Raw genomic sequence first — 240 nt, forward strand, 5'->3', positions numbered from 1 at the left:
CCCGACGCCCAACGCTTATGCGTATCCGCTGCTGATCAGGCAACTGCTGCATACGCCGTTTGTTCAGGCCCCGGACCAGGAAATCGTCTACCGCGGTCAGGTCCGCATGACCTATGCCACGCTGCACGAACGCATTGCGCGGCTCGCCAATGGCCTGGGCAGACTCGGCGCGCGGCACGGCAGCACGGTTGCCGTGATGGACTGGGACAGTCACCGCTATCTTGAGTGCTATTTCGCGGT

At 62.9% G+C, this 240-nt stretch carries 1 protein-coding gene; it reads left to right on the forward strand.

Features of this window, described 5'->3' with window-relative positions; translation table 11 throughout:
- Nucleotides 1-240, forward strand: a 240-nt coding sequence (locus SB764_RS44230; RefSeq protein ID WP_410867341.1) for an AMP-binding protein, incomplete at both ends; no start/stop codon positions are given.

The organism is Paraburkholderia sp. SIMBA_027, assembly GCF_046535315.1.
Classification (GTDB): Bacteria; Pseudomonadota; Gammaproteobacteria; order Burkholderiales; family Burkholderiaceae; genus Paraburkholderia; species Paraburkholderia tropica.